At 35.6% G+C, this 22,030-nt stretch carries 23 protein-coding genes and 1 pseudogene; 21 read left to right on the forward strand and 3 right to left on the reverse strand.

The features are described 5' to 3' along the window. The 12 genes from IPP64_12925 to IPP64_12980 all read left to right on the forward strand — a co-directional run bounded on the left by IPP64_12925 (position 1) and on the right by IPP64_12980 (position 12,247). On the forward strand, positions 1–1,512 hold the full coding sequence (locus tag IPP64_12925; GenBank protein ID MBL0330292.1) for a hypothetical protein: 1,512 nt from the start codon (positions 1–3) through the stop codon (positions 1,510–1,512). Next, on the forward strand, positions 1,509–2,942 hold the full coding sequence (locus IPP64_12930) for a tetratricopeptide repeat protein (GenBank protein MBL0330293.1): 1,434 nt from the start codon (positions 1,509–1,511) through the stop codon (positions 2,940–2,942). Before IPP64_12925 ends, IPP64_12930 begins: the two co-directional genes overlap by 4 nt. Beyond that, positions 2,939–4,384, forward strand: coding sequence for a tetratricopeptide repeat protein (locus IPP64_12935; protein ID MBL0330294.1), 1,446 nt, complete (start codon positions 2,939–2,941; stop codon positions 4,382–4,384). The genes IPP64_12930 and IPP64_12935 overlap by 4 nt, the downstream gene beginning before the upstream one ends. A gap of 4 nt (positions 4,385–4,388) precedes the next feature. Next, positions 4,389–5,102, forward strand: a complete 714-nt coding sequence (locus IPP64_12940) for a SpoIIE family protein phosphatase (protein MBL0330295.1) — start codon at positions 4,389–4,391, stop codon at positions 5,100–5,102. A gap of 372 nt (positions 5,103–5,474) precedes the next feature. After that, entirely contained in the window at positions 5,475–7,484 is a 2,010-nt protein-coding gene (locus IPP64_12945) for a tetratricopeptide repeat protein (GenBank protein MBL0330296.1), read from the forward strand. Between the two features lie 9 nt (positions 7,485–7,493). Beyond that, positions 7,494–8,213 (forward strand): hypothetical protein, encoded by a 720-nt coding sequence (locus IPP64_12950; GenBank protein MBL0330297.1) that lies wholly within the window; start codon positions 7,494–7,496, stop codon positions 8,211–8,213. A 20-nt stretch (positions 8,214–8,233) separates the two neighbouring features. Continuing rightward, entirely contained in the window at positions 8,234–8,632 is a 399-nt protein-coding gene (locus tag IPP64_12955) for a hypothetical protein (protein MBL0330298.1), read from the forward strand. A 194-nt stretch (positions 8,633–8,826) separates the two neighbouring features. Next, on the forward strand, positions 8,827–9,279 hold the full coding sequence (locus IPP64_12960) for a hypothetical protein (protein ID MBL0330299.1): 453 nt from the start codon (positions 8,827–8,829) through the stop codon (positions 9,277–9,279). Positions 9,280–9,497: 218 nt separating this feature from the next. Next, positions 9,498–10,256 carry an enoyl-CoA hydratase/isomerase family protein gene (locus tag IPP64_12965; protein ID MBL0330300.1) on the forward strand — a complete coding sequence of 253 codons (759 nt, stop codon included), beginning with the start codon at positions 9,498–9,500 and terminating at the stop codon, positions 10,254–10,256. Positions 10,257–10,343: 87 nt separating this feature from the next. Beyond that, entirely contained in the window at positions 10,344–11,087 is a 744-nt protein-coding gene (rluF, locus tag IPP64_12970) for a 23S rRNA pseudouridine(2604) synthase RluF (protein MBL0330301.1), read from the forward strand. A gap of 130 nt (positions 11,088–11,217) precedes the next feature. Continuing rightward, positions 11,218–11,511, forward strand: coding sequence for a DUF3817 domain-containing protein (locus IPP64_12975; GenBank protein MBL0330302.1), 294 nt, complete (start codon positions 11,218–11,220; stop codon positions 11,509–11,511). 445 nt (positions 11,512–11,956) lie between these two features. Beyond that, positions 11,957–12,247 (forward strand): GIY-YIG nuclease family protein, encoded by a 291-nt coding sequence (locus tag IPP64_12980; GenBank protein MBL0330303.1) that lies wholly within the window; start codon positions 11,957–11,959, stop codon positions 12,245–12,247. A 226-nt stretch (positions 12,248–12,473) separates the two neighbouring features. Here the strand turns inward: IPP64_12980 and IPP64_12985 are convergent, their stop codons facing one another. Beyond that, entirely contained in the window at positions 12,474–13,787 is a 1,314-nt protein-coding gene (locus IPP64_12985) for a DEAD/DEAH box helicase (GenBank protein ID MBL0330304.1), read from the reverse strand. A 133-nt stretch (positions 13,788–13,920) separates the two neighbouring features. On the opposite strand from IPP64_12985, the gene IPP64_12990 reads away from it, so the two are divergent. Next, positions 13,921–14,334, forward strand: a complete 414-nt coding sequence (locus IPP64_12990; GenBank protein ID MBL0330305.1) for a hypothetical protein — start codon at positions 13,921–13,923, stop codon at positions 14,332–14,334. 208 nt (positions 14,335–14,542) lie between these two features. After that, positions 14,543–16,695 (forward strand): annotated as a pseudogene (locus IPP64_12995) (tungsten formylmethanofuran dehydrogenase). Positions 16,696–16,741: 46 nt separating this feature from the next. Here IPP64_12995 and IPP64_13000 read toward each other — a convergent pair. After that, entirely contained in the window at positions 16,742–17,359 is a 618-nt protein-coding gene (locus tag IPP64_13000; GenBank protein MBL0330306.1) for a mechanosensitive ion channel family protein, read from the reverse strand. Next, a complete protein-coding gene (locus tag IPP64_13005; protein MBL0330307.1) occupies positions 17,356–17,550 on the reverse strand; it encodes a hypothetical protein in 195 nt (64 codons plus the stop codon). Before IPP64_13005 ends, IPP64_13000 begins: the two co-directional genes overlap by 4 nt. A 125-nt stretch (positions 17,551–17,675) precedes the next feature. Between IPP64_13005 and IPP64_13010 the strand changes: the two genes are divergently transcribed. The 7 genes from IPP64_13010 (at position 17,676) to IPP64_13040 (ending at position 21,930) form a co-directional block, all read left to right on the forward strand. Further along, positions 17,676–17,933: a DUF1456 family protein gene (locus tag IPP64_13010; GenBank protein ID MBL0330308.1), complete on the forward strand. Its 258-nt coding sequence runs from the start codon at positions 17,676–17,678 to the stop codon at positions 17,931–17,933. 113 nt (positions 17,934–18,046) lie between these two features. After that, on the forward strand, positions 18,047–18,478 hold the full coding sequence (locus IPP64_13015) for a GNAT family N-acetyltransferase (GenBank protein ID MBL0330309.1): 432 nt from the start codon (positions 18,047–18,049) through the stop codon (positions 18,476–18,478). A gap of 510 nt (positions 18,479–18,988) precedes the next feature. After that, complete coding sequence (locus IPP64_13020) at positions 18,989–19,264, forward strand: helix-turn-helix domain-containing protein (protein ID MBL0330310.1); 276 nt, start codon at positions 18,989–18,991, stop codon at positions 19,262–19,264. A gap of 179 nt (positions 19,265–19,443) precedes the next feature. Next, positions 19,444–20,250 (forward strand): site-specific integrase, encoded by an 807-nt coding sequence (locus tag IPP64_13025; protein ID MBL0330311.1) that lies wholly within the window; start codon positions 19,444–19,446, stop codon positions 20,248–20,250. Further along, positions 20,205–20,381 (forward strand): tyrosine-type recombinase/integrase, encoded by a 177-nt coding sequence (locus IPP64_13030; GenBank protein ID MBL0330312.1) that lies wholly within the window; start codon positions 20,205–20,207, stop codon positions 20,379–20,381. Before IPP64_13025 ends, IPP64_13030 begins: the two co-directional genes overlap by 46 nt. Next, positions 20,378–21,340 carry a hypothetical protein gene (locus IPP64_13035; protein MBL0330313.1) on the forward strand — a complete coding sequence of 321 codons (963 nt, stop codon included), beginning with the start codon at positions 20,378–20,380 and terminating at the stop codon, positions 21,338–21,340. The genes IPP64_13030 and IPP64_13035 overlap by 4 nt, the downstream gene beginning before the upstream one ends. Before the next feature lie 254 nt (positions 21,341–21,594). Then, the gene (locus IPP64_13040) at positions 21,595–21,930 is read left to right on the forward strand and encodes a helix-turn-helix domain-containing protein (protein ID MBL0330314.1); all 336 of its coding nucleotides are present in this window, start codon (positions 21,595–21,597) and stop codon (positions 21,928–21,930) included. The last annotated feature ends 100 nt before the right edge of the window (positions 21,931–22,030 follow it).

Raw genomic sequence — 22,030 nt, forward strand, 5'->3', positions numbered from 1 at the left:
ATGCGCTTGTATTTCAACTATACTCTTTTATTGATTTCCTTTTTAGCCTCCTCATTTCAACTCGTGGCGAAAGAGACTCCTATTGTTGATTCTCTAAAAACAAGAATAAAAGCACATAAAACAGATAGTGCGATTTGTTACGACTTTGATGTTTTAGCTAAAGAATATACCGGCATTAATCCTGATTCAACTATATTCTACGCCAACCAATCCTTAGCAATTGCAAAAAAAATAAAAAACTATCGCTATCAAATGGATGCATTGCTAACATTAGGCATCGTTTATAGAGAACGAGGAGAATATACGACCTCACTCGATAAATTACATACAGCGGTAGAGATTTCTAAAAAACATCATCTGGATTCGTATGCCAACAGAAGGCTTTATACTTCTCTTAATCTCACCTATACCGAACAAGGAAATTACACGGTTGGAATCGAATACGGATTTAAAGCACTAAAAGAAATTGAAAAGGAAAAAGATACACTTGGATTAGCAATGGCGAACAATAATCTCGCTAATACATATTTCTCCATTCAACAATACCCTAAAGCTATGAAGCATTATCAAATAGCTTTAAAGTACGCCTTTGCAATTAACCATTTATATGGACAAAGCTTACTGACCGGCAATGTTGGAAGTGTGTATTATGAGATGGGGAAACTCGATAGTGCAAAAATCTATTTTGATAAGTTCCTTCTGCTTACCAAAGAAGTGGGTGATATACAAGGTGAAGCAATGGCAACAGAAAACATCGGAAGCTATTATCAAAAATTAAACGACAATAAAAATGCGATTATTTATTTTGAAAAAGCTGCACTAAAATTCATCGAGCTAAAGATGCAGCCCAATTTGGCAAATGCTTATAGCAACTTATCGGTATCTCATCTGCAGCTAAACAACCTGAAGGAATCAGAACGCTTTGGATTACAATCCCTCGTACTTGCAACCAAAATAGAAAGCTATCCACATAAGGAACAAGCTCATCTCGCATTAAAAAACGTATATGAAAAACTGAATAATTCCAGCAAAGCTTACTTCCATTATAAAGAGTACATTGCAGCACGTGATTCCATCTTTAATGATAAAAACAAAAAAGAACAATTTAAAGCGGAGTTAATTTATGAATATGATAAAAAGAGGTACTCCGACTCTTTAAATCAAGTCGTTTTTTCGAAAATACACGAACAAGAATTGGCCATTGCTGAAGAAAAAACAGAGAAACAAAAAATATTTACCTATATCGCAATTGGAGTATCTATCATCTTTTTTATACTCGCATTGTATATTTTCAAAAATTACAAAGACAAACAAAAAGCAAACAAAATTATATCGGAGCAAAAGGAAAAAGTTGAAATCCAAAAAGCAGAAATTGAATTCCAAAAAACTATCTTGGAAGAAAAAAACAAAGAGGTGACTGACTCCATTCGATACGCAAAAAAGATTCAAACCTCACTATTACCAACAGAAAAATACATTGAGCGCAATTTAAATAAATTGAAAAAAAAATGAAGAAATACATTCTTTTCATTTTTATCCTGTCGAGTTTTTCTGCCTTTGCACAGCAACAAAAAACCGACTCGCTTCTTCTTATTCTTAAATCTAGTGCACAGGATAGCAACAGAGTAAAAACCTTAAATGCGTTATGTAATGAATTTCGACTAACAGGAGAAATGGAAAAATCGTTACAACATGGGAATGAAGGATTAAAATTAGCGGAGGAACTTCAATGGAAAAAAGGAGAAGCAGAAGCGCTGACCAATATTGGCCTCTTTCACTGGAGCAAAGGAAATTATTCCCAAGCCTTAAAAAAATATTTTGACGCACTTAAGATTTACGAAGAAACTCAAAACGAGAATAAAATTGCCAATTTGTACAGCAATATCGGCTTAGTGTATTGGAATCAAGGAGAATACCCAAAAGCATTAAACTACTATTTCAAATCCTTAAAAATAAATGAACAATCCAACAACAAACCGGTATTAGCAAAAACCATCGCGAACATCGGAAATGTATACTGGAACCAAGGTGACCTTGATCAAGCATTAAGCTATTATTTCAAAGCACTTAAAATTGCGGAAGAAATTGGTGATAAAAACGGAGTATGCATCGATTTAGGAAACATTGGTTTGGTTTATTGGAATCAAGGTAAATACGATGATGCCTTAAGTTATTACTTCAAAGCCTTAAAAATGGCGGAAGAACTGGAATCTAAAAGTCTAATTTCTGCTTGGAAAAGCAATATTGGTAATACCTATAACTCTCAAAAAAAATACGACAAAGCAGTAGAATTTTATCTGGAATCCATTAAAATAGACAGAGAAATAGGTGATCAAGGTGGGGTTGCCACGACCCTCGGAAATATTGGTGTACTCTATTTTGACCAAAACAAAATGGAAGAAGCAAAAAAATATCTTCTGGAAGCATTGGACATCTCAACAACCATAGGGGCTACGTATATTCAAAAAGATCATCACCTTAGCTTAAGTAAAATCTACGAGAAGGAGAATAATTTTGAAAAAGCGTTCACGCAATATCAAGCTTACATTTCCAAAAATGATACATTAACAAACGAAGAGAACACAAAAAAAACAGTTCAATTGCAAATGCAATATGAATTCGATAAAAAAGATGCACTCGCAAAAGCTGAACAAGATAAAAAAGACAACATAGCACAAAAAGAAAAACAAAAAAATCAAATCATTATTTACGCAGTATGTGGTGGACTGCTTCTGCTTCTCGTGTTAACTGCAGTGATTTTAAGAAGCCTTAAAATCAATAAGGAACAAAACAAAATCATTTCACTCCAAAAAGACATTGTTGAAGAAAAACAAAAAGAGATTTTGGACAGCATCCGCTACGCAAAAAGAATTCAGAATTCACTACTCCCTTCTGAAAAATATATTGAGAAGAATATTCTAAAACTCAAAAAGGGACAATGAAAAAACTGATTCTATTCGCTACACTCCTAATCGCATTCCATGTTGCCGGTTATTGCCAAAACAGCAAGCTAGATTCGTTGCTGACGGCTCTATCCTCCAACAAAATAAATGACACCAACAAAATAAAAACATACAATGCAATTTGTTGGGAATATTTCATCACCAGCGATTATAAAAAATCCAGGGAATATGCCGACCTCAGCATTCAATTATGCGATCAATTAAACTTCTTAAAAGGGAAAGCAGAAGCCATCAATTATATTGGAAATATCTATGCACAAAAATCGGAATACAATGAAGCCCTGCTTCGATATAAGCAATCGCTGGAAATAAAAAAACAAATTAACGATATCAAAGGAATTGGTGCCACTTACAATAATATTGGGAATGTACTTTGGAACCAAGGAAATCTTCCTGAAGCATTAAAAAACCACCTCGAAGCCCTAAAAATAAGAGAACAACTCGGAAACCCTAAAAACATTGCACAATCCTTTGCAAATATTGGGAACATTTATTTATCTCAAAAAAATTATGACGAAGCTTTAACATACACATTCAAAGCGCTTGAAATGCAAGAGAAAATTGGCGATAAATTTTCATTGGGAATCACTCATAATAATCTTGGAACCATCTACGAATCTCAAAAAAATCATACAAAATCACTTGAACACCACTTGTTATCTAAAAAATATAGAGAAGAAGTAGGAGATAAATATGGAATTGCCCTATCCTATTTTAATATCGCATATATTCAAATACGACAAGGAGAGAACACACTTGCTGAAGAAAATCTAATGAAGTCGTTAACGATATCCGAAGAAATAGAAGACATTCAAAACATTTGCCGGATATTTATCCAGCTCACTGTTATTGAAGCATCAAAAGGCAATTATCAAAAGGCGAAAAGCTATCAACAAAAAGCGTATGATTTTGCATTGAAAACAAATTCAAAAGAATTAATAAGAGATACTTATTGGTCGATAAGCAATTTAGCACTCCTAACAAAAGATTGGAAAACAGCTCATATCAATTACAAAAACTATATCATCTACCGAGATAGTATTGCCAATGAAGAAAGCAACAAAACAATAGTTCAGCAACAAATGCAATATGAGTTCGATAAAAAAGAAGCATTGGCTAAAACCGAACAAGCAAAAAAAGACGAAATTGCCACCAAAGAAAAACAAAAACAACAGATTGTATTGTATTCCACTTCCGGTGGATTATTACTCGTAATTATCCTTGCCGCATTAATTTTTAAAAACCTACAAACGAACAAAAAGAAAAACAAGATTATTTCTCATCAAAAACAACTTGTAGAAGAAAAACAAAAGGAAATAATCGATTCCATACACTATGCAAAACGCATTCAGCATTCGTTATTGCCTACTGAAAAATATATCGAGAAAAGTTTGAATAGATTAAAAAATGACATAAATTAGCCTCATGGAAACAACTGAAACAGAAACAAAAAATTTTTTCATCCTTTACAAACCAAAAGACATTGTAAGTGGAGATTTTTATCATGCGATTGCTCATAAACCAACCGGAAGCAAAACTGAATTATTCTACATGTGTACAGCGGATTGCACTGGCCATGGAGTTCCCGGGGCATTAATGAGTATGGTGGGTATCTCTCATTTAAATGAATCCATCATTGAAAAAAACCTGATTCATCCGAATGAAATCCTTGACAATATGAGAAAAGGAATCATTGCTTCCTTAAATCCAGAAGGCAGTGAAGAGGAAAGTAAAGATGGTATGGATTGCGTGTTGTGTGCCTATGATTTTGAAAACATGAAATTAGAGTTTGCTGCTGCCAACAACCCTTTGTGGCTCATCAGAAATGGCGAAATGCAGGAATTCAAACCCGATAAAATGCCTGTAGGAATGTACCATTCTAAAACAGCACCTTTCTCTCTTCAAACCATCGACCTTCAAAAAGGAGATATCGTTTACACATTCACCGATGGGTATGCCGATCAGTTTGGTGGTGATAAAGGAAAAAAATACAAATACAAACAACTACAGGAAAAACTACTCCAAATAAAAGATCTTCCGTTAAGCGACCAAAAATCAATTCTTGACAAGGAATTTGAAAAATGGAAAGGCAACTTAGAACAAGTTGATGACGTTCTGATTATTGGAGTAAAAATTTAAAGGATATCTGTCAAAAGCCCTCTTCGATTGATTCGAGGAGGGCTTTTATATTTATTTACACACCACTCGACCTTTGAAAAATAGATTTCTAATCGTTTTTACACTTCTATTCTTTCACCCCATCTAATCACAAAACATCAGCATCGCCTCGCTTATCCAAATGCTCCTATCTGCAAAAAAGTAAAAATCCAAAAATTCACATCGAAGGAACAAGCTCAGATCTTTCATAAAATTATTCGAGACAGGAAAGCTTCATTCAAACAATAAATGACATCCTAGTTATCGGAATATCCCATTAATAAAAGGGGACTAAAAACCCAACCACCTGATTAGTTTTTTTGTATTAGATATTGTACATTTATGCTATTAAATATGAAACTACGATTCCTCTACTCTTTTATCTTTTTGTTTCTTTTGTCTATCAATATTTCCAAAGCTCAAAATGTTGATTCGCTTTGGCGTGTTTATAACAATGTAAAACTACAAGATAGTATCCGCTTGTCGGCTTTCAACGACATTGCCTGGAGTTTATTATACACCAACCCTGATTCCACCTACATCCTTGGGCACATGGAGCTGGAAATGGCACGAACAAAAAAATTAAAATATTGGGAAACAAAAGCACTCAATACAATTGGAGCGTCCTACCAGGTAAAAGGAAATTATATCAAAGCAATTGATTTCTATCAGCAATGTTTAAAAATACGTGAAGAGCTGAAAGATTTTAAAGGTGTTGCCTCTTCCCTTGCGAACATTGGCAGTATCTACATCAATATCAACGAGTTTGAGAAAGCATTAGAATACCAAATGCGCAGTTTGAAATTAGCTGAAGAAATGCAAAACAAAGAAAGCATGGCCAGCTCCTTAAATAATATTGGGATCATTTATCAAAACTTGGCTGATTACAAAAAAGCACTCGACTATAACCAGCGTAGCTTAAAATTATACGAAGCGTTGGGCGACAAACAGGGTGTTGCTGCATCGTATGCCAATATTGGGAATACGTATGCCACCTTGGGTGAAAACGAAAAAGCGTTGGAATACCAATTAAAGAGCAATGCCCTTGCAAAAGAAATCGGAGATAAATTTGGGGAGTCTACCTCACTTACTGCTATTGGCAAATCATACATGAAACAGAAAAAATTTGCGCTTGCACTCGAATGCTTAAATAAATCGAATCAAATTGCGAAAGAATCGGAAGACATTAATTCTGAAAAAGAAGTGACCGAAGTATTGTATGAAACTTACAAAGAAATGGGGAATTTCACCAAAGCCCTTTCTTTCTACGAACGCTATATCACACTAAAAGATAGTATTTTAAAAGACGACAATCAACGACAAATTGCGAACAAAGAATTGGAATACCAATACGAAAAAAAAGCAGCTGCGGATAGTGTTGTAAATGCAGAAGAACGTAAAGTTACAAAAGCATTAATCCTTGCTAAAAATGCACAAATTGATCAGGATACGACACAAAAGTGGGCACTTTACGGAGGATTGTTTTTATTACTGGTATTTGGTGGAATGATGTATAACCGCTTTAGAATTACCAATAAACAAAAAAATATTATTGAAATACAACAACACGAAACAGAAAAACAAAAAGAGATCATAGAGGAAAAACAAAAGGAAATCCTTTCTTCCATCTCCTACGCGAAACGATTGCAAGAAGCGATTTTACCACCACAACGCTTAATCAAACAGCACTTACCCGATTCCTTTTTCTTTTATAAACCGAAAGACATTGTTGCAGGAGATTTCTATTGGCTGGAAAACGATCAAAAAAACAAAGATGCCGTATTCTTTGCTGCCGCAGATTGTACAGGACATGGTGTACCGGGTGCAATGGTAAGTGTTGTATGCTCCAATGCATTAAACAGAACGGTTAACGAATTTGGAATTTCAAAACCGGGAGACATCTTAGACAAAGTGAGTGAACTTGTGGTGGAAACATTCGAGAAAAGTGAAAGTGAAGTAAATGATGGAATGGACATTTCACTTTGTCATTTCAACAAAGCTACCCTCGAATTAATGTGGAGTGGCGCCAACAATCCATTGTGGATTATCCGTAACAAAGCACTTATTGAATACAAACCAACCAAACAGGCAATTGGGAAAGTGGACGCACCCATTCCTTTTGCTACCCAAACCATTCAATTACAAAAAAATGATTTGCTGTACCTCTTTACAGATGGGTATGCCGATCAGTTTGGTGGCGACAAAGGAAAAAAATTCAAACTCTCCAGTTTACAAGAATTGTTTCTTTCCAAATGTCATTTGCCGATGAATGAACAGCTGAAAGCAGTAGATGAAACACTCATAAATTGGCAAGGCTCCAATGATCAGGTAGATGATATCTTAATTATCGGAATAAAAATTTAATCAGCAACATTGCTAAAAAAGATTTTAAATATAGGAGTCGATTCGCACTATGATGCTTCCTTAAAACGGAAAATCAGAATCAGTAATTTGATTGCGGTTATCTCTGTAATTACAATGACATCCTTTATTCCATTAGCGATATTTCTGGAAAAAGGCGTTGCACTTTACTTATTGCTTTTCTTCTTGATTGTTGCAATCACAAGTTTTATTTTACACGCCAATAAAAAGCATCTTGTTTCATTCTACTTTTTTACAATTTCGGGCTACCTCTATTTTGTTGGATCCACACTCACCTTTGGGTTAGCCTCTAATATGCAATACTTTATGCTGGTAATGTGCATGATTGCGGTAGTTATGTTCGACAATAAAATTGTTATCAAAGCATTTGTTGCAGCAGGAATTGTTCTCTTTTTTGGACTAATGGAATTTATGAAGAATAGAATAGGATATATCAATTTACCTCCCGGTCTTGAAAGTGTTCAAGAAAATGTTGGAAAATTAATTCTACTTCTCCTCTTTATTATTACTTCCATTTTTTTCATCTTCTTTAAAAACGAAAACTTATCCTACCAGAAAGAAGTACTGCTTCAAAAAGAAATCATCGAAGAAAAAAACAAAGACATCACCGCATCCATTACCTATGCGAAACGAATTCAACAATCGTTATTAACGACCGAAAAATACATTGAAAAAAACATCAATCGGTTAAAGAAACAACAAAAAGAGTAATTTTAGATTTTAAATTTGGTATGACTCCTGAAATTGAAACGGATCAAATTAAGATAAAATATAGGGAAGATGGGATTATTCATCTTCATTATAAGGATGGGATCTTAAATCTGGAGGATAGCAAGAAAATATTTAAAATGATCCGAGAAAATTGCCCTTGGGAGGTTTCTCCGATTTTTGCCACCGGCAATACATTCTCAGGACTTGATAATGAGTCACGGATATTTTGGGGAAGTCCGGAAGTGACCCAACATTGCTCAGCTATATCAATGTTAACCAGCACATTAGGACACAAATTACTCGCTAATTTTTATCTGAAAATCGCAAAGCCTTCTGTCCCATCCCGATTTTTGTCCACCGAAGAAGAATGCATTCAATGGTTAAAATCCTACCCGACTGTTTTAAAGCTAACCACCTAAATATCAACACATTAAATCAAGTTATTACTTCTACTAACGGCATTTTTTGGAATCAGTATGCCAAAAAGCGGGGTTCATCTATCATTTTTCAACAGTCGTAGTTGATTGAAACTCAATTGTCTAAATAATTCAATGTTAATAACTATCAATGGTAATTACTTCGTACCTTTACCCTCCCATCAATACTAAATAACATGTTTGAGATTTTAAAAAGTTTTGAGTCGAAGTATGGTCACCTTAAGAAAAAAGGTTTGACGATTGAAGGTTTAGCAATGGTTGATGTTAAAAAGAAAAAACATGTTATTAAAATCAGCCGACCATTGATTTTTGATAATCGCCAATTACCTAAAAAGTTTGAAGGCTTGGATATCAAAACCAATATCAAACTGAATGATGATATGCCAACTGAGTTTAAAGTAGATCGTACTCAACCGGATTGGCATAAAAAACAATACATCTGGGCTCCAGAGCGTTTTGAAAAATATGTGAACCGTTGTGAGAAAGAATTAAAATCACAATTGAACAGTCCACTAATGACAAAACAAGATTTATTGGATGCTTTGTGTTTCGGAAATTTTGAAGAGCACAAACAAAAAAGCTTGCAATTAATCAAAGAAGGTAAATTGCCTGCTTATCACGAGAACTAATTGAATTAATATAGGGTTAAACATTGGTTTAATTGAGTCCTGCCCCAACCGGAGCGGGACTTTTTTATTTATATTTACACCCTGTTGGGGATGGAAGATGGAGGATGGAAGAGGGAACAAAGGCCTCAAAAAAATTTGATAAAGAAAAAATTACAGTTACCTATTAAAAAATACATTTCCCATTAACCATTATACATTAACCATTATACATTTAAACCATGGAAGGACATATAAAATCAACAACAACAAACGGAATCGCTACCATCACTTTTTTTCATCCTCAAAGTAATTCAATGCCGGGTGCATTGTTACGACAACTGGCAGACGAAATTGCAAAAGCAGGAAAAGACGAACAGGCAAAAGTAATTGTTTTGCAAAGTGAAGGCGACAAAGCATTTTGTGCCGGAGCATCTTTTGATGAATTAATTTCTATCAAAGATTTAGAAACCGGAAAAAAATTCTTTTCAGGTTTTGCAATGGTCATCAACGCCATTCGCACTGCTCCTAAATTTGTGATTGCTCGTGTTCAAGGAAAAGCAGTTGGCGGTGGTGTTGGAATTGCATCTGCTGCGGATTATACACTTGCTGTTGATACAGCCTCCGTTAAATTAAGTGAATTGGCTGTTGGAATCGGACCATTTGTGGTTGGACCTGCAGTTGAACGCAAAGTAGGAACATCCGCATTCACCTCACTTTCCATCAATGCTACCGAATGGCAAACCGCCTCTTGGGCCAGAGAAAAAGGATTGTATGTCGACATCTACAAAAACACAGAAGAATTGGATGCTGCTATTTCAGCATTGGCAGATAAACTTTCAAAATCAAATCCGGAAGCAATGGCCATGCTCAAAAAAGTATTCTGGAGAGGAACTGAAGATTGGGATACGCTTTTAATTGAACGCGCTGAAATGAGCGGAAAATTGGTGCTTTCTGAATTTACTATCAATGCTATTAATAAATTCAAAGCAAAAGCTTAGTTAGTTGTTTGATGTTAGTTGTTGGTTGTTTGTAAAAAACACAATAACTAATAACGAATAACTAATAACCAACAGCGATCAACCAAAATGCAAACACGACTCAACAAATACATCAGCGATACCGGAACATGCTCCAGACGTGAAGCGGATAAGCTCATCGAACAAGGTCGTGTTACCGTAAATGGAAAAATTCCTGAACTCGGAACAAAAGTTTCGGATGAAGATGTGATTACCATCGACTTAAAACCACTGAAAGCAAAAGAGAAATTAATTTACATCGCCTTCAACAAACCTCAAGGCATTACCTGCACCACCGACCTTAAAGACAAAGACAACATCATTGAATTTATCAATCACCCAAAAAGAATTTTTCCAATTGGCCGATTGGATAAACCTTCTGAAGGATTGATTTTTCTTACAAATGATGGTGACATCGTCAATAAAATTTTACGTGCCGGAAATAAACATGAGAAAGAATATGTGGTGATGGTCGACAAACCCATTACGCCCGACTTTATTCAAAAAATGGGAAATGGAATTGATATCGGTGATGCGGTTACTAAAAAGTGTTTTGTAAAACAAGAAGCTACAAACACGTTCCGAATTATCCTTACGCAAGGCTTAAACCGACAAATCAGAAGAATGTGTGATGCCCTCGATTATAAGGTTTACAAACTGCAAAGAATACGCATTATGAATGTGAACCTAACCGGAATAAAAGCGGGTGGCTGGAGATATTTGACAGAAGATGAAATGAATACCATCAACAACCTGGTTGCGAACTCCAGCAAAACGGAGGAAGCTTCAGTGATTGATGATTTGGAAGATTAAGGAATGCTTTTACGAAGCGTCATTGCGAGGTACGAAGCAATCTCTCACGATGAGCAAAAGAGTTTAGATTGAAAGGGATTGCTTCGTACCTCGCAATGACGTTATAAACAAACATAGAACTAACTTAAATATGGAAAACGACAACAAACTCTTCAACATCTTCCTTAAAGTAGGATTCTTAGAAGGCGTATCTTACCTAATTTTATTATTCATTGCAATGCCTCTGAAATATTTTATGGATATGCAAGCACCTGTTCGAATTGTTGGAATGGCGCACGGAGTATTATTCATCGCCTTTTGCATTTTACTTTTGATGGCCACCATCAAATATAAATGGTCTATTAAATTAGCAACCATCGGATTTCTATTATCCTTCTTGCCTTTCGGAACGTTTTATTTGGAAAGAATTTTGAAGAAGGGATAGTCTTTATCTCAAATGTCACTTCGAGTTCGACCGAAGGGAGAGTATCGAGAAGTATTTGTAATCCTAATCGTTCTCGATACATTCCTGCGGAACACTCGAACTGACATCACGTTAGCCCGAAAACTCGAACTGACAAGTCACTTCGAGTTCGACCGAAGGGAGAGTATCGAGAAGTGTTTGTAATCCTAATCGTTCTCGATACGTTCCTGCGGAACACTCGAACTGACATCACGTTAGCCCGAAAACTCGAACTGACAAGTCACTTCGAGTTCGACCGAAGGGAGAGTATCGAGAAGTGTTTGTAATCCTAATCGTTCTCGATACGTTCCTGCGGAACACTCGAACTGACATCACGTTGTACCGAACACTTTAACTTAATTGTAACTTCGAGTCCGACCGAAAAGAGAGTATCGAGAAGTGATTACAATTCATTAAACCATCATAAATGAAAACAATGTATGTTTATATCTTAGAGTGTTCTGACAAAACATATTCTGTAGGTGTAACAAACAATCTTGAGCAAAGACTCCAACAACATAATAGTGGTATTCACCCAGAATCCTATACATTCTCAAGAAGACCGGTTGAATTGAAATTTTATGAACTATTCAATGATCCTATTAGCGCAATAGCTTTTGAGAAAAAAATAAAAAAGTGGAGCAAATCAAAGAAAGAAGCATTAATAAAGAAACAGTTTGATTTACTGCCTGAACTGTCAAAAAAGAAATTTAAATAGAAACCCCATTGTCACTTCGAGTTCGACCGAAGGGAGAGTATCGAGAAGTGTTTGTAATTCTAATCGTTCTCGATACGTTCCTGCGGAACACTCGAACTGACAAGTCACTTCGAGTTCGACCGAAGGGAGAGTATCGAGAAGTGTTTGTAATTCTAATCGTTCTCGATACGTTCCTGCGGAACACTCGAACTGACATCACGTTGCACCAAACTATCGAACTGGCCTATTACTTCGAAACATCCATTTTAATTTTTCGCCCCTTCATCTTTTCGTCTTTGATCAAACGAAGCATTCCTTCTATCTTATCACGCTTTACTGCTGCATACGAAGAAAAATCCAGCACTTCTATCAATCCCAATTCTTCTTTTTGCAACTTTCCTTTTTGCAACAACATCCCTACAATATCCATCTTATTGATCTTGTCTTTTTTCCCTGCGGCAATATACAACGTACTCCAAGGTGTGTTTTCAGGAATTTTATTCGCGGATGATAATTTTTCTTTCGGTGGTGTGTCTTTTATAAATGTGGGTACAAATTCATCCGGACCTAATAACAAGTAGGAAGTTCCTTTTGCATTCATACGAGCTGTTCTTCCATTACGATGAATAAATACATCTTCGGTATGTGGCAATTGAAAATGAATCACATTCTGAATTTCAGGAATGTCCAATCCACGTGATGCTAAATCGGTAGTAACTAAAATCTGATTCGTTCCGTTTCTGAATTTTATCAATGCGCGCTCTCTGTCCTCCTGCTCCATCTTCCCATGAAACGTTCCATGAAACAGTCCTTTCTCCAACAACAACGCACTGATGCGATCAACGGCATCGCGGTGATTACAAAAAACAAGTGTTGCGTTATTTCCCAATTGACAAATCAATGAAAACAATGCATCTATTTTATCTTTGGTATCCGATTGAATCACTTTTAATTTTAGACCTTCTGCTTTTACTGGAGTTTTACTTAAAAAATTTAATTCCACTGGTTCTTTTAATCCCGCAAACTCCGGAATACTTTTCATCTGCGTGGCAGATGTCAACATTCGCTTTTTTAAATTTTTCAGATGATAAACAATAAACGACATGTCTTCCTGAAAACCAAACTCCAAAGCTTTATCAAACTCATCCAATACCAACGTATGGATGGTTGCAGTATTTATATTTTTATTGCGAATATGAAATGCCAATCGCCCCGGTGTTCCTACTAATACAGCCGGTGCTTCACCTAAACTATTTTTTTCCGTTTTTGTAGAATGTCCGCCATACGCACAATTCACTTTAAATCCGGTTTGCATGAGTTTAAACACTTGTTCAATTTGAATGGCCAACTCCCGCGATGGAACAATCACCAAGGCTTGAATCCCTTCTTTCGTTTTATCCAAAGAATTTAAAACAGGCAATAGAAATCCTAGCGTTTTTCCCGAACCCGTTGGCGACAATAAAATAATATCGTTTGATTTCTTAGCGGCTTCAATCGTTGCTAATTGCATTTCATTTAATGAGGCAATTTTTAAATTCTCCAGTGCTTTCTGTAACATCATCATGTAGTTGAACAACAAAGGTAAGTTAGATTTCCTATACTACACTATTTATTGTAACTTAGCGTTAGTAGGTATTCAAATGAAATTCGTTAAAAACATATTTCTTTTCGCCTCGTTAATTTCAATGTTAACGATGATCACTTCATTCGTTGATGAGTCAGAAGAAGAAATCAAATATGAGATACTAGCACAAGGCACTACTGCCCAACTCAATTTTAGTGGAGGACAGTATTTTACGATAGATAATATTTTTGAATACGATGAATTCTGGATTCATCTTACAGGAAGTACAACAAATAAGCCCTATGCGGACCTGAGTATATCTACGATTATTGTTTGGGGAGGAGTTGGAAAAATCGATAAGATTACCTTTTCAAATCAATTCATAAATATCTATTCTACAACAACAAAAGCAGGTCCTCCCCAATATGACCATGGCCAGTGGCAGCCTGCTACCACTCCATACCGACTCATTAAAATTCCCTACAACAGTAACCCTGTCAAATCTTTTGTGCAGGTGCTTGAACCTGAAGCAAAGGAAGACTAACATCCTTAAAAATTAGATTCTCTGCTGTCTCTTCTTTTTACACCCAAACAAACAATTATTTGTCATTTTTGAATAATCACAGAATTATATTCTGCAAAAATTAATTTGCTTGGAATTTAAACTAATTAATTTTACATTTAGCTATACAATTATTGGGTTAGTAATAAAATTATAACATTAAGTTTATAAAAATCTTACAGTTAAAGCCATGGCGGATACAACCACTGATAAAAAAAGAAAAATCAACTCTTCCATCGAAGAGGCGACTTTGATAAAAGGTTTCGAATTGATGTGCACTGCCAAAGCAATGGCAGAACTTTATGAAGCCAATAAAGAAGTAACCGCAAAATATGTGCATGCTACTTCACGCGGACATGAAGCGATTCAGCTGGCTGTTAGTTTGCAATTGTTACCACAGGATTTTCTTTCGGCCTATTACCGTGACGATAGCATGATGCTTGGAATCGGGATGCAGCCCTACGAATTAATGTTGCAGCTATTGGCAAAACGCGATGACCCTTTTTCCGGTGGAAGAACCTATTACTGCCATCCGAGTTTAAAAAGAGACGATATGCCTAAAATTCCCATGCAATCTTCTGCAACGGGAATGCAAGCCATCCCAACAACGGGTGTGGCCATGGGTATTCAATATTTAGAAAAACAAAACCTAAACCTCACCCCGGCCCTCTCCAAAGGAGAGGGAGAAAGTGACAAACCCATTGCGGTTTGTTCTCTAGGTGATGCGTGTATTACCGAAGGTGAAGTGGCGGAAGCATTTCAAATGGCGGTATTAAAAAAATTGCCAATCCTTTATGTTGTTCAAGATAACGAATGGGATATTTCGGCAAACGCAAAAGAAATTCGCGCTCAAGATGCCACCGAATATGCCAAAGGATTTAAAGGATTGGAAACAAGAACCATTGACGGAACGGATTTTGAAAAATCATACAACACCGTTAAAGAAGTAATTGCCATTATCCGCAAAGAACGCAGACCTTTTTTAATTCATGCGAAAGTACCTTTGTTAAATCACCATACCTCAGGCGTTCGTAAAGAATGGTACCGCGATGATTTGGAAGAAGCACAAAAACGTGATCCGTTTCCAAGATTGCGCAATCAAATGATTGTAGCAGGATTTCTTACATCCGAATTAAATGAAATTGAATTACTCGCAAAAGAAAAAGTAGAACGCGATTATCAAAAAGCTTTGTTGGCAGAAGATCCTCGCCCCGAAGATTTATTTGATCACGACTACGCTCCTACTCCTGTTACCGAAGAAAAAGGTGAACGTGAACCGGCAGGAAAAGAAAAAACTGTTATGGTGGATTCTGCGCTTTTCGCAATTCGCGAATTGATGGCCAAACATCCGGAATGTTTGTTATACGGACAAGATGTAGGTGGACGATTGGGTGGAGTATTTCGTGAAGCAGCTACCTTGGCACAAACCTATGGCGACCACCGCGTATTTAATACACCTATCCAGGAAGCATTCATTATTGGCAGCACTGTTGGAATGAGTGCGGTTGGTTGCAAACCCATTGTAGAAGTTCAGTTTGCGATTACATCTGGCCGGGCTTAAATCAGTTGTTCACAGAAGTGAGTCGCTCCTGTTATTTGTCGAATGGCAAATGGCCGGTGAGTGCCATCATCCGCGTTCCAATTGGTGCGTATGGAAGTGGCGGACCTTATCACTCTTCGAGTGTAGAAAGTATTTTAACCAATATCCGTGGTATCAAAGTATGTTATCCTTCCACCGGTGCCGATTTAAAAGGTTTGATGAAAGCTGCCTACTACGATCCGAATCCGGTAGTGATGCTCGAACACAAAGGATTGTACTGGAGTAAAATAAAAGGAACGGAAGATGCAAAAACCATTGAACCGGATGAAGAATATATTATTCCATTCGGAAAAGCGCGCATGGTGCAGGTAGTAGGAATGGAAAACGGAAAATGGAAAATGGAAGATGGTACATTTGCCGTCTCACATTATACATCATCCATCACAATCATTACTTATGGAATGGGCGTGTATTGGGCAAAAAATGCAGCGAAAAATTTCCCTGGACAAGTTGAAATTGTGGATTTAAGAACACTCAATCCACTGGATGAAGAAACAATTCTTGCTACCGTTAAAAAACATGGAAAATGCATTGTACTTACGGAAGAACCTTATAACAATGGTTTCCCGCAAGCATTGGCAGGACGAATTTCTAAAAAATGTTTCGAATATTTAGATGCTCCGGTAGAAGTAATCGGTTCGGAAAACCTTCCGGCTATTCCTCTAAATTCTACGTTGGAAACAACCATGTTGCCGAATGCCACCAAAGTTGCAAAAGCAATTGAAGAATTATTGAACTATTAATAACTACCCCTTTATAAAAAAGCCCCGAATCATCGGGAGCTTTTTTTTATTCTGCCATTACGCGCTTAATCTGCGGACCTTTAATACCATTGTCGATTAATGCCTGATGAATATTTTCATACGCATTGAACTGCACAAATTGAGAATTGTCGGGTGTGGCATATGGACGAATGGAAAGCATCATTGCACTTTCTGCATAGCCAACAATATTTACAGTAGGCGCTGGTTCTTTTAAGATCAACTCATCCTTACTCAACTCTTCCAGAATTATTTTTCTCACCTTGTGAAGGTCTTCATTAAAATCAACACTCACTTTAATATCCACACGCAAACTTCCTTGTTTAGAAACATTGATGATCGTACCATTAGATACCGCACCATTCGGCAAAATAACCGTTTTGTTTTCTCCGGTAATCATAATGGTATTAAAAATCTGAATCTCTTTTACCTGTCCGCTTTCACCCTGACACGTTATTAAATCACCCACCTTGAACGGCTTAAAAATTAAAATCAAAACACCACCAGCAAAATTCGACAAAGAACCTTGTAAGGCCAAACCGATTGCCAAACCTGCTGCTCCAAACACTGCTACAAGAGAAGTGGTTGGCAAACCAATCATTCCGGCAACCGTAATTAAAACAATAATTTTTAATCCGATGTTCACCAAATCTTACAAAAACTTCCCAATGAAACATCGTAATGACGGCCATTAAAATATTTAATCAAAAGTTTATCCACGCGTTTGGCCAGCCAAAACCCGATGACCAAGGTGAGCAATGCTTTTATCAATCCCGGTAAATAAGAAATCAAGGTATCCAGATACGGATGTAACTTATTTAATAGTTCGTTACTCATATTCATAATTTAAAACATAATTACAAGGTTCAAATCTACAAATAAATGAGGCGATATTGACTATTTTTGAAGAAGAAACAACGATTCATATATTATTGATAACTTTGCAATTCAAACACTAAACGATGCTGTCAAACAACGATATTCTAAAAAAATTACGCGTAGCGCTGGAGCTAAAAGACGAAGATGTTATTAAAATCTTAAAGTTGGTCGATTTCGAAATTTCAAAAAGTGAAGTCAATGCACTTTACAGAACACCCGACCACCAAAACTTCAAACCTTGTGGCGATCAGTTGTTGCGCAACTTTTTAAATGGATTAATTATCTACAAACGTGGACCAATGCCTCCGAAAAAAGAAGTGACAGGTGGCGGCAAACAATAGAATAAAATAATCATCGCGACCAACAATTAAAATTACAGCAGGATTAATTCCCCCTTTAAAAGGGGGCCAAGGGGATTTGGCAATCACCAATTCACGCAGTCTCACATAAATAAATGAATCACTCCTACACCTTCAAAGAACTCCTCACACCCGAAGAAATGCTTCAACACATTTCTCTTCTTCAACAACTACAACCGACACTTACCATAGAAGATTACAAAATCCTGCTTCCCGAAATGCTCAAAAATGGCTATGGACAAGTGGCTATTTTTGATGCGGATACATGCATCGGTATTTCCGGATATTGGATCAATACCAAATTGTATTCCGGGAAATATTTGGAAATGGACAATGTAGTGATTGATAAAAACTACCGCTCCAAAGGGATTGGAAAACTAGTATGCGATTGGTGTACCCAAAAAGCAATAGAAAACAATTGCAAAAAAATAATGCTGGATGCTTATTTAGAAAATGAAAAAGCTCATGCCTTCTACGAACGAGAAGGATTTGTAAAAAAAGGATACCACTTTATAAAAACGATATAAAATTCCTTTCTAAACTGCATTTATAAACCCTAATACCCAATTATTAATATTTACTACCTTCGGTGTACCAGGGGCACTCCATAAAATGTCTGGGGGACATTTTATGAGTGGAGCCAGTTTGAAGGGAGGGTTTCAGGATGACCGGAAACCTAAGATGATATGTTGGGAAATATGTTTTTTTTAGGTTTTGTATTGAAAGTAATCCCATATTACTTAATACGAATTAATCATACTTAATCCACCAAACTCAACAATAACAATACTTACAGAGAAATTGTTAATTACTTTTTATTCCGATTGATTTGCTTATAAACTTTAAATGATTGTACCTTTGCTGTACCTCAACCACTGAGGTACAATTTTCTGTACTTCTAAAAATTTGAGGTTTACAAATTGATACAATGTTACAACATGTTACATCATGTTACAAATGAGCAGCAATATTCAGATACCAAAAATATGTACCTTCTGTAAAACGCCATTCATCGCGAAAACTACGGTTACAAAATTTTGTTTCTCATAGTTGTTCCTAAAAAATCATGGAAGAATAACAAGAGAAATGACAAAATAGAATCTGCTCAAAAAGAAGAATACGAAAAATCAGTTGGGATCGATTACAATACTATTCAAGTAAAAGAATATTTAAGTATTAAAGAGACGTGTTTACTTCTCGGTATTAGCAGAATGAGCTTACATCGTTATCTAAAAAAGAAATTAATTATCTCTGCGGAACTCGGTGGGAGAATAATTATTCAAAGGAAATCAATTACTAAACTTTTAAAATAAAATGGCTGTACACCTTCGTCAAAAAGAATTAAAAAATGGGTTAATGAGTCTTTATTTAGACTACTACCCTCCTATCAGAAAAATGATGGCAAATTAACACGCAGAGAATTTTAAATAGAACGATCTATAAGAAACCCCAAAACGCAGAAGAAAAAGAATAAATAAGGAAAATTTAAATTTTGCAAATTTACTCCGACTCAAATGAAAAAGGAATATTGAATGAGCAAGATGGCATCTTCGATTCTACGAATAAAAAAATGGATTTCCTTAAATATTTCAATAGCCTGATAGAAAAAAGACAAGAAGATATCGGAAAACAGGATAACCACTTAGGTGCATTACATTATCTTCAGGCTTTTACAAACGGAAAATGCATCATGGGTGAAATCAATGAAAGCTTTTGTAATCGTTTCAAAAACTATTTACTAAATGCTGAAAGATTAAATACTGTAAGAGGATTAAAACTAGCACAAAATTCAGCTGCAAGTTATTTCAACAAATTCCGTGCAGCTGTTACTCAAGCGTTTGATGAAAGATTAATAAATGACAACCCTCTTAAACATGTTAAAGGGATAGAGCAAAAGGAAAGTAAACGAGAATTTTTAACACAAGAAGAATTGCAAAAATTAGTTCAAACTGACTGCGATTTACCAATTCTAAAAACGGCTTGCTTGTTTTCCGCCTTGACTGGCCTGCGCTGGTCAGACCTTTCAGCACTAAAATGGAAAGATATTCAGCATACAGAAGGGAAAGGTTATTTTTTACATTTGACACAAAAGAAAACTCAGGATGTAATTATGCATCCTATTAATGATAAAGCCGTTCAAATTCTAGGAACACCATTAGATCCTAACGAAAAAATCTTTTATGGTTTAAAATACAATGACAGCAATAACGATAGACTAAAAAGATGGGTGTTAAAAGCAGGAATTGAGAAAAAATCACTCTACACAATTTCCGGCACACATATGCTACGCTTATTTTAAATAAAGGTGCAGATATTTTTACCGTTTCAAAATTACTTGGTCATAAAAACATTAGAACCACAATGATATATGCAAAAATTTTAACTGAAACCAAAGTAACTGCCGCTAACCTAATAGATATTGACTTATGAAAGAGACAGAATATGACTTCCCAAGCACTGTAAGACATGTCTATGATATTGATGTGTTTGAAATTTTAGATCAATTAAGAACAAAATTGAGCTCCAATATTGAGGCTCTTCCATCTCACTTGCGTGATTTAAAATTCATTGATGATGATGAAGAATTCTTTGTTTCTTTTATGAAAAAAGAAGGAATTGATTTAACGGAGAATAAAAAATATAGAAATTACATCATTCCTTCCTCGAATAATCTTTATCACCATTATTTAGGTTGGAAAATCCTATCCATGGATGCTTACAAAATCGAACCACTACTCTCCTATCAGTCTGTTTTATTTTTGGGAAATGATTATGCACCAAAAGACAATTTTTTAGGCCTGTTGGAATATTCAACTTATACTTTTGTTAAAGGAAGAAATTACTTTAATGAATTTATGCGATTGGAAAAGATGGTGGATTGGCTCGAACGAAACAGAGTCTTCTTGCTTAATAAGGCATACAATAATGATGATCCAATTGAAGCAGATGAAATGAATTCTAGAGATGAGTCAAAAGTAAGAACAGTATTAATGAATCCTGATTTTGCTTCAATTTTAGTTGAAAAATTAAAGCAATACTTTCCTGAAGTTCAACACACAAATCTGTATAATCTTATTATTAAAGATCAATTTAAATCGAAATTATCATTTTCAGGAAATAGGAATCAGCTAACAGAACTATTTAAACGATTTCATTATAATGGAAAAATTACGGTTCGAACATACGATGTCTTAGCGACTTGGATCTCCGCAAATTTTGAAGTGCTGGGTGAAAATAATACGATCGAACAACTAAATCAAGATACTATTCTTGCTATTCTAAAAAATTCTGAAAAAGAAGCACCAAAGGGGAAAAGAATTTTAGAGGATATGGCCGAGTATATAGTACCAAAACAAAGAAGGCAGGCAAAAGAAAATCTTACAAAATAAAATATTATCAAATGAAAAATTATTTATTTCTCGATGATATTAGAATTCCAATGGATGCTATCGCTTTTACAAAGAATAAAGGCGTTGACCCAACTATCTATCAAGAAGATTGGATTATAGTGCGCGATTTTACCCGAATTTAAAAGAAATCACTACCCTTTCGTTACCCTTTCATTACCCCTTCTTTACCCCTTTTTAATAGGGCGTTACATTGCTATTTACCTTAGTTTTTTTAAAACCTAAAAACTAAAATAATGGTAACAATTACCCCAGAAATTCGTGATCTCATTAACTTGACAGTTAATTCTGCTGTTAAAGCAGCAATTGAGCAATTCCGAAAAATGCTTCCTCCTGAACCAACTATTAAGGATGAAGACTTCCTCTCAGCTGAACAAGCTGCTCACTTTCTAAAAATAAAATTGAGCACATTGTATTCTAAGGTCGAAAAATCCGATTTGCCCCACTATAGAAGCGGCAAGAGGAAACTGCTGTTCAAGAAAACAGAATTGGAAGCATACGTTGCTGCAAGAAAAAGCAAAAGCAATCAGGAAATTGCTGATGAAGTAGACAACTATATTCTAAACAAATAATGAAAAAACTAAGAACATAAAAATAAAACTTTATGGAAATCCCGCGTGTCTTAAAACCTTTGAATAGATAAAAAAAAATAAAACAATAAATAAAATGGAA

The organism is Bacteroidota bacterium (assembly GCA_016722565.1).
Classification (GTDB): Bacteria; Bacteroidota; Bacteroidia; order 2-12-FULL-35-15; family 2-12-FULL-35-15; genus 2-12-FULL-35-15.